General features: G+C 67.7%; 9 protein-coding genes. 4 read left to right on the top strand and 5 right to left on the bottom strand.

Going from position 1 to position 8,372, the window contains the following annotated elements; all coding sequences use genetic code 11:
- The first annotated feature begins 143 nt into the window (after window positions 1-143).
- A complete protein-coding gene (locus tag VNT50_RS06725; protein WP_325484334.1) occupies window positions 144-1,430 on the top strand; it encodes an adenylosuccinate synthase in 1,287 nt (428 codons plus the stop codon).
- Window positions 1,430-2,725: a lactonase family protein gene (locus VNT50_RS06720; RefSeq protein ID WP_325484333.1), complete on the top strand. Its 1,296-nt coding sequence runs from the start codon at window positions 1,430-1,432 to the stop codon at window positions 2,723-2,725. Before VNT50_RS06725 ends, VNT50_RS06720 begins: the two co-directional genes overlap by 1 nt.
- Window positions 2,726-2,741: 16 nt before the next feature.
- Here the strand turns inward: VNT50_RS06720 and VNT50_RS06715 are convergent, their stop codons facing one another.
- Together VNT50_RS06715 and VNT50_RS06710 are read right to left on the bottom strand one after the other, a co-directional pair.
- Window positions 2,742-3,392 (bottom strand): Pr6Pr family membrane protein, encoded by a 651-nt coding sequence (locus VNT50_RS06715; protein ID WP_325484332.1) that lies wholly within the window; start codon window positions 3,390-3,392, stop codon window positions 2,742-2,744.
- Window positions 3,393-3,505: 113 nt separating this feature from the next.
- Window positions 3,506-4,678 (bottom strand): AI-2E family transporter, encoded by a 1,173-nt coding sequence (locus VNT50_RS06710; RefSeq protein ID WP_325484331.1) that lies wholly within the window; start codon window positions 4,676-4,678, stop codon window positions 3,506-3,508.
- Between the two features lie 94 nt (window positions 4,679-4,772).
- Between VNT50_RS06710 and VNT50_RS06705 the strand changes: the two genes are divergently transcribed.
- Together VNT50_RS06705 and VNT50_RS06700 are read left to right on the top strand one after the other, a co-directional pair.
- Entirely contained in the window at window positions 4,773-5,081 is a 309-nt protein-coding gene (locus tag VNT50_RS06705; RefSeq protein WP_325484330.1) for a chorismate mutase, read from the top strand.
- Between the two features lie 9 nt (window positions 5,082-5,090).
- Window positions 5,091-6,209 (top strand): ATP-binding protein, encoded by a 1,119-nt coding sequence (locus VNT50_RS06700; protein ID WP_325484329.1) that lies wholly within the window; start codon window positions 5,091-5,093, stop codon window positions 6,207-6,209.
- Window positions 6,210-6,246: 37 nt separating this feature from the next.
- Here the strand turns inward: VNT50_RS06700 and VNT50_RS06695 are convergent, their stop codons facing one another.
- Genes VNT50_RS06695 through VNT50_RS06685 form a run of 3 tightly spaced genes read right to left on the bottom strand, consistent with a single transcriptional unit; the run spans window position 6,247 to window position 8,248 of the window.
- Window positions 6,247-6,933 (bottom strand): hypothetical protein, encoded by a 687-nt coding sequence (locus VNT50_RS06695; protein WP_325484328.1) that lies wholly within the window; start codon window positions 6,931-6,933, stop codon window positions 6,247-6,249.
- A complete protein-coding gene (locus VNT50_RS06690) occupies window positions 6,930-7,841 on the bottom strand; it encodes an ABC transporter ATP-binding protein (protein ID WP_325484327.1) in 912 nt (303 codons plus the stop codon). Before VNT50_RS06690 ends, VNT50_RS06695 begins: the two co-directional genes overlap by 4 nt.
- Window positions 7,838-8,248 carry a GntR family transcriptional regulator gene (locus tag VNT50_RS06685; protein ID WP_325484326.1) on the bottom strand — a complete coding sequence of 137 codons (411 nt, stop codon included), beginning with the start codon at window positions 8,246-8,248 and terminating at the stop codon, window positions 7,838-7,840. Before VNT50_RS06685 ends, VNT50_RS06690 begins: the two co-directional genes overlap by 4 nt.
- Window positions 8,249-8,372 lie beyond the last annotated feature (124 nt).

The following is an 8,372-nucleotide window of genomic DNA, read 5'->3' as shown; positions in this document are numbered from 1 at the left end:
GTCAGCTTGAGGAACGAGGTGGCGACGACTTCGCTGACGATCGCGATCGCGAGGTAGAGATATCCCATACCGAATAGACTGACGTGTAATCCCACCGACCCGCCACCGAGGGAGGCAGCGCCTCCAAGAAGTTGGGAGATTCTATGCCCGCCATCGTTCTGATCGGCGCCCAGTGGGGCGATGAAGGCAAGGGCAAGGCGACTGACCTGCTCGGCGACCGTGTCGACTACGTCGTCAAGTTCAACGGCGGCAACAACGCCGGTCACACCGTCGTCATCGGCGACGAGAAGTACGCCCTGCACCTGCTGCCCTCCGGCATCCTGTCTCCCGGCGTGACGCCTGTGATCGGCAACGGGGTCGTCATCGACCTCGAGGTGCTGTTCTTCGAGCTCGAGGCGCTGCACGCCCGCGGCGTCGACACGTCCCGCCTCAAGGTCAGCGCCAACGCGCACCTCATCACGCAATACCACCGCGTGCTCGACCGGGTCACCGAGCGGTTCCTCGGCAAGCGCCAGATCGGCACGACCGGGCGCGGCATCGGCCCGTCGTATGCCGACAAGATCAACCGTGTCGGCATCCGCGTGCAGGATCTCTTCGACGAGAACATCCTCCGCCAGAAGGTCGACGGCGCGCTCGATCAGAAGAATCACCTCCTGGTGAAGGTGTTCAACCGCCGCGCGATCACGGTCGACGAGGTCGTCGAGGAGCTGCTCTCCTACGCCGAGCGCCTGCGCCCGATGGTGGCCGATACGGGGCTGCTGCTGAACGATGCGCTCGACGCCGGCGAAGTGGTCGTCTTCGAGGGCGGCCAGGCGACGATGCTGGATGTCGATCACGGCACGTATCCGTTCGTGACCTCGTCTTCGGCCACGAGCGGCGGCGCCGCGACCGGTTCGGGTGTGGCGCCGAATCGCCTCGATCGCATCGTCGGCATCGTCAAGGCGTACACCACCCGCGTGGGCGCCGGTCCCTTCCCCACGGAGCTGTTCGACGAGCAGGGCGAATGGCTGCGCTCGCGGGGATTCGAATTCGGCACGACCACGGGTCGCCCGCGTCGCGTCGGCTGGTACGACGCCCCCATCACCCGCTACGCGACCCGCGTCAACGGCATCACCGATCTCGTGCTCACCAAGCTCGACATCCTCACCGGTCTCGATGAGATCCCGGTGTGCGTCGCGTACGACGTCGACGGCACGCGCTTCGACGAAGTGCCGGTCAACCAGACCGACTTCCACCATGCCCGGCCGATCCTCGAGACGTTCCCGGGCTGGAAGCAGGACATCTCCGGGGCACGCACGTTCGAGGAGCTGCCGCTCGAGGCGCAGGACTACGTGCTCGCGCTCGAGGAGATGAGCGGAACGCGCATCTCGGTGATCGGCGTGGGCGCGGCCCGCGATGCCGTCATCGTGCGCCACGACCTCATCGACTGATGCGGTTCTGGCTCGGCGGCTACACCGCCGACATGGACGGGAAGGCGGCCGGCATCGGCACGCTTCTCGCGGGGGCGGCGGACGACGCGTCCGCCGGCGGCTCGCTGAGCTTCGCCGGCGCGGCGGCGCCCGCACCGTCGCCGTCGTGGCTCGCGCAGCATCCATCGCTCGACGTCGTCTACGCGGCCCTCGAGGGAATCGGCAAGGTCGCGGCGTTCGTGCGCACCGGCGAGGCCACGCTCGCACGGCTCGGCCCGGCGATCGAGGTCGGTGCGGCCGTGTGCCACATCGCGGTCGCGCCCGACGGAGCATCGCTCGTGGCAAGCTGCTATGGCGACGGTCGCGTCGTGCGGATGTCGCTGGATGCCGACGGCGCGCCGTCCGGCCCCGTCACGGGTGCGAGCGCCACCGACCCGTATGTCTCCGGCCCATATGACACCGACCCGTACACCACGGCCACCGACCCGCACCCCTCCCACCCGTACGCGACCGCCACCCACCCGTTCGCCCCGCCCGACTCCGCCTTGCTCGACGGAGCGGGGCTGCCCGACTTCTCCGCTCTGCACGGTCGGGCCCCTGCGGCAGACGAGGGCGCCGCGCTGCTGCGCGACTTCCGTGCCTCGCTGGCGGCGGCCGAGCAGGGCCGCACGCTCGCCGACGTGCCCGCGGCAGATGAACCGGGCGAGGCACCCGGCTCCGATCGGGCATCGCACGCCCACTCGGCGGCGTTCCTTCCCGGCGGAGGGGTCGCGACGACCGACCTCGGATTCGACCTCGTGCGCATCTGGCGCCCGACCGCCGCCGGGCTCCGGCCCGACCACGAGGTGGTGCTGCCGCGCGACAGCGGCCCGCGGCACATGGTCGTGCATCCGAGCGGCCACCTGCACGTCGTCACGGAGCACTCGTGCGAGGTCTTCACGCTCGGCCGCGACCGGGAGGGTCGCTGGATCCTCCTGGGCGGTGCATCTCTGTCAGCGATGCCCGGCGACACCGGCGCCGAGCTGACCCCTTCGCGCGACGGCGACTTCCTCTACGCGGGCCTGCGCGGAAGCAACACAATCGCGACGCTCCGCGTGCGCGGCGCGGGCGAGCGGGTGGAACCCGTCGCCCTTGTCGAGTCGGGCGTGGACTGGCCGCGCCACCACCTCGTCGCCCGCGACATCCTGCTCGTCGCCGGTCAGCGTTCCGACGACGTCGCGTCGCTCACGCTCGATCTGCGCACGGGGGTACCCGGTCGCGTACGGCACCGGGCCGAAGCGCCGTCGCCGACCGCACTGCTGCCGGTGCGCGCCTAGGCACTGGCGCCGGTCGCTACGCCTTGATGATCCGCACGCGGCTGAGGGCGAAGACGATGGCGCCGACGATGATCGCGGCGATGAAGATGACGACGGCATAGAGCGCGACGCTGCCGTAGCCGGTGGCGGGGTCGAGGAACGGGTAAGGCACCCATCCATCGGTGGCGCCGCGAATGATCACCACGATGGTCCACACCACCGGGTAGATCAGCACCACCCACAGTCTCTTCCAGGCCAGCGCCGTGCGGTCACTGAAGAGGACCCAGTCCAGCGCGCAATAGATGGGGAACGCGACGTGGAGCACCCAGTTCGCCCATTCGAGGGTGATGCCGCCCTCCATGCCCGCGAGCAGGAGGTTGTAGACGATGCCGACGATGACGATGTAGGTCGTGGCACAGGCGCGCGCGAACATGAGAAGGGGTGTCTGCGGGCGACCCATGAATCCCGCGAGCGCGGCGAGGAAGAGCACCACCGCGGTGATGATGTTGCTCTGCATGGTGAAGTAGCCGAAGAAGTTGAACGGGTTGATCGTGGCCCGCGACGCGGTATCGAGGAAGGTCGCCACGATCGAGACCACCACCAGGATGACGGCTGCCAGGCGAATCGTCGCGAACACGTAGGCGCGCGATCGGGACGTGTCTCGGACAGTCTCAGTGGCGCTCGTCATCTTCTGTCTCCCCCTTGTGACTGCGACGAGGGATTGCTCCCCAGTGAGTTCAGAGCTCCGTCAGCGGGAGTCTAGTGGGAGCCCGTAGAGGGCCCGCGGGGCGACGCGCGTGCTCAGACCTTGGCGTCCTGCCTCGGCAGGAAGACCTGTTTGATGATCAGCAGGATCGACGCCGTGACCGGGATCGCGATCAGGGCGCCCAGCAGGCCCAGCAGCGTACCGCCGATGAGCGCACCGATGACGACGAGCGAGCCGGGGATCGCGATGGCCTTGCTCATCACTTTCGGCGTGAGCACGTAGGCCTCGATCTGGATGTAGATGAGGTAGCAGATCGCGAAGATCAGGGCCGAGAGCGGGCTCGTGAACAGGGCGAGGATGGTGGCGGTGATCCAGTAGAGCACCGGGCCGACGAGGGGGATGATCGTGATGGCGAACGCCAGCACACCCATCAGCAGCGGGAAGGGCAGCCCCAGGATGAGGTGCAGCGTGAACGCGATGACGGAGTTGCAGAACGCCAGGATCACCATGCCCATCAGGTAGCCGCCGACCGATTCCGTGATCTGATCGATCATGCTGCGCGCCTTCGGGCGGTTGCGCGCCGCGGCGAACTGCACGAACGACGCCTTGATGCCTGCCAGCGACAGCACGAAGTAGAGCGTCAGCACGACGACGATGAGCCCACCCGACACCGCCGTCGCGATCGAGGCCCCGATCTTCAGCGCTCCCCCGCCGATCGCCGCGAGGTTGGCGGGGTCTGTCAGGAACGTCTCGACCTCGTTCACGAGGCTCCCGAGCCCGGCGCCGAAGATGCCCTCGAGCCAGTGGAAGAAGTCGGAGTTCTCGAAGTCCGCGATCGTTTCCGGCAGGTCCGTGACGAACGCGGAGATCTGATCGACGAGCGTCGGGATGACGAGCCACAGCAATCCGATGATGATGAGGGCGAAGACGAAGAACACGATCAAAACGGCGAGACCGCGCTTGACCTTGTGCCGCTCGAACCACTTGATGACCGGGTCGAGTCCGAGCGCGGCGAACATCGCGAACGCGATGTAGATGAAGATCGTCGACAGGTTGACGAAGGCGATGCCGATCGCGAAGGCGCCGAGGCCGCCGAGCGTGAGGAGGAAGCCGGCGCCGAACGGACTGTCGAGCTTCGCCCAGAAGCGCGAGATCGGGGGCTCCGGGTATCTGGCGACGACCCCGCCGCCCGGCTCGACCGGGGTCACGTCGGTTCCCGCATCGGGGGATGCGGCGAGGGGGGTGAGATCGGGGGTTCCATCGCTCATGGTCACACTGTAGGGGCCACCGGGCGGGGGACGTCACCCGGTTTGCACCATCGGCGCCGCGTCGAGGGCGATATCGTCGGAGCGAGGAGGAGTGATGACCCAGAGCGAGGACCCCACGGCCACGCTGCAGCGCCTGCGCGGCAGCATCGACAACATCGACGCGACGCTCGTGTACCTGCTTGCGGAGCGATTCAAGTGCACGAAGCAGGTCGGCGAGCTGAAGGCGCAGCATGGGATGCCGGCATCCGACCCCGCCCGTGAGGAGCAGCAGCTCACGCGCCTGCGCGAGCTGGCGCTCGACGCCGAGCTCGACCCGGAGTTCGCGCAGAAGTGGTTCACGTTCGTCGTGGCGGAAGTCATCCGTCACCATGTGGCCGCTGCGGAGAGCACCGAGGCGCTCTAGCCTTCAGGCATGGTCAACGAACTCAGCATCGGTACCCTCCTCGAATCCGAGGATGCGACGCCATCGCACGTTCTCGCCGCCAAGCTCAACCGCCACACCTTCTGGTGCGGCCAGAGCGGTTCGGGCAAGACGTACGCCCTCGGCGTGCTGCTCGAACAGGTGCTGCTGCAGACCCGGCTTCCCCTCGTCATCCTCGATCCGAATTCGGACTTCGTGCGCCTCGGGGAGATCCGCGACGACGCGCCCGCGGATGCGGCGGCGCAGCTCGCGGCACGCGACATCCGCGTCTTCCGATCCTCCGCCGAGGACGGCGCTCCTCTCCACGTGAAATTCCTCGGGATGCCGGTGCGCTCGCGGGCCGCGATCCTGCAGGTCGACCCCCTCTACGACGCCGAGGACTACAACGTCATGCTGCAGCTCGAGCATGAGCTCGGTGCGTTCCGGGGTGCGAGCGTGCCCGACGTGGCGTTCGATCACACGAAGCTCCTGGCATACCTGCGCTCGTCGGATGACCCGGCGCGTCACCGCCTCGCGATGCGGCTCGAGAACCTCGGTGTCGCCGATTGGCGCCTCTGGGCGTGGGGTCACCGCAGCGTGATCGACGACATCGACGAGCGCCCCGACGCGACCGTCGTCGACCTGGGTGGATTCGCGACGCCGGCGGAATCGAGGGCGGCGGCGCTCGCCGTGCTCGATCACCTCTGGGAGCATCGCGACGACCGCATCGGCCGGCTCATCGTGATCGACGAGGCGCACAACCTGTGCACTCCCACCCCGTCGTCGCCCGTCGAGAAGCTGCTGACCGAGCGCATCGTGCAGATCGCGGCCGAGGGCCGGAAGTACGGCCTCTGGCTGCTGCTGTCGACGCAGCGTCCATCGAAGGTGCACCCCAACGCGCTGTCGCAGTGCGACAACCTCGCGCTGATGCGGATGAGTTCGCCGCGCGATCTCGCCGAGCTGGGCGAGGTCTTCGGCTACGCGCCCGAGTCGCTGCTCGAGCGCTCCCCCGGCTTCGCTCAGGGACAGGCGCTGTTCGCCGGGGGCTTCGTCGATCAGGCCAGTCTCGTGCAGATGGGCTCGAGGCTCACGCACGAGGGCGGCAGCGACGTGCGGGTGCCGCTGCGCTGATCCAGCCGGCGTCCACTGTTCTTCTCTGAGCCCGGGCTCAGGGGGTGGTACGGCGCAGGGTGAGGTACGAGATGCCGGCGAGCACCGCCGTGAGCAGCAGACCCCACGCCGACAGGCCGAGCACGCCCTGGGCACCGAACCAGGCGAACACCTCATCCCAGGCCTGGAGAGTGCCGATGAGCCAGATGAGCCCGACGAAGAGGGCGCCGATCGCTATCAGGATCGCCGTGAGCCAGAACGTGCCGAACCGCTTGTAGAGCGTGGCCGACCAGAACCCGATCACGAAGAAGAGCACACCGATCACGAACCACACGAACCAGGCACCCCACCACCCGTTCGCCCAGAGCGGCTCGATGTAGAAGTACGACCCGTTGAAGCCCCAGCCGTTCGTTGCCTGCTCGAGGAAGCCTCCGATGATGAAGATGGTCGCCAGAACACCGGATGCCGCGGCCGCGGTCAGGAGGGTGCCGAGGTAGAACGCGCGTCGCGTGACGCTCATCGCCTGCGAGAACGGGAACGTGTATGCCATCGCCATCACCCCGAGCGCGAGGAAATACCAGTACGTCGACTGCGCCGCGCCGCTGTACTTCGGGGCATTGGTGGGGATGAGGGAGAAGATCAGCAGCGACAGGACGAACGAGCCGCTGAGAATCAGCAGCGGGACCCAGACGAAGGTCTGCCGGTTGATCAGCTGCATGCGGACGACGTTGAGCGTGCGGCTCATCGGAGCGCCTCCTTCGTGTCGGCGCCGGCGGGCTCTCCGTTGGCGTGCTGGGTGGTGCGGACGATGAGCTGCTGCAGCGACACCGGCGCGACGTCGAGGCCGTCGGCGACGAGGCGCCGGCGGTCGTCGGGGGTGAGGGTGCCGAGCACGGTGACGGAGGAGACGTGGCCCATGCTCTCGCGGTGGATCACCTCGCGTCCGGCCACGAAGGCGTCGACTGCGGCGGTGTCGCCGACGATGTTCGCCGCCCGGCCGCGGATCGCATCGGTCAGCTCGTCGATGAGGATGCGGCCGCGGTCGATCACGAGCACGCGCTCGATGAGGTTGGACACCTCGTCGATGAGGTGCGACGAGAGGATGATCGTGCGCGGGTGCTCCGCGTAGTCGGCGAGCAGCCGGTCGTAGAAGATCTGGCGCGCGACGGCGTCGAGCCCGAGGTAGGGCTCGTCGAAGAACGTGATCTCGGCCCGAGAGGCGATGCCGATGATGACACCGACCGCCGAGAGCTGGCCGCGCGAGAGCTTCTTGATGCGCCGCTTGACGGGCAGCTGGAAGTCGTCGATGAGGCGGTCGGCGAGGGGCTGGTCCCAGTTCGGAAAGAACAGGCGCGCCGCGTGGAACGCGTGCGAAGGTCGCGCGTCGTCGGGGTACTTCTGGCTCTCGCGCACGAAGCACATGCGCGACAGCACGCGGGCGTTCTCATAGGGCTGCTCGCCGAAGACGCGCACATCGCCGCTCGTCGCGAAGTTCTGCGCGGTCAGGATCGACATGACGGTGGTCTTGCCCGCGCCGTTTCGGCCCAGGAGGCCGTAGATGGTGTCTTTCTCGATCGTGAAGCTCACATCATCCACCGCGACGGTGTCGCGGTAGCGCTTCGTCAATCGGTTCACTTCGATGACGGTGGTCACGAGGCGGTCCCTTCTGTCTGGTGAGGCACGGTGTCGAGGGGGGTCAGCGCCGCGGCGCTTCGGTCGCGGATGAGGGCGGCGAGCTCGTCAGGTCCAAGCCCGAGGGTGCGGGCCTCGGTGAGCAGGGGATCGACGAAGCGGATGGCGAACGCCTCGCGCCGCTCGCGGAGGAGAACCTCGCGGGCGCCGATGGAGACGAACATGCCGACGCCGCGGCGCTTGTAGAGGATGCCCTTGTCGACGAGGATGCCGATGCCCTTCGCGGCGGTCGCGGGGTTGATGCGGTAGAACGCTGCCAGCTCGTTGGTCGAGGGCGCCTGGGCATCCTCGGCCAACGCCCCATCGATGATGGAGTCCTCGAGCTGTTCGGCGATCTGGATGAAGAGCGCCCGGCCTTCTCCGATCACGCGCCCTCCAGGCTAGGTGGTTAGTTACTCAAGTAGGTAACCACACAACCGGGCGCGCGTCAATACTTTCGGCTGCGTCGAGGCGGGATTGGGGCAGAATCATGCTGCCAACGCGATACCCCCT

The organism is Microbacterium sp., assembly GCF_035554235.1.
Lineage (GTDB): Bacteria > Actinomycetota > Actinomycetes > Actinomycetales > Microbacteriaceae > Microbacterium.
Note: the sequence above shows the minus strand (reverse complement) of the source record. Positions and strands in the feature narration are given on the sequence as shown.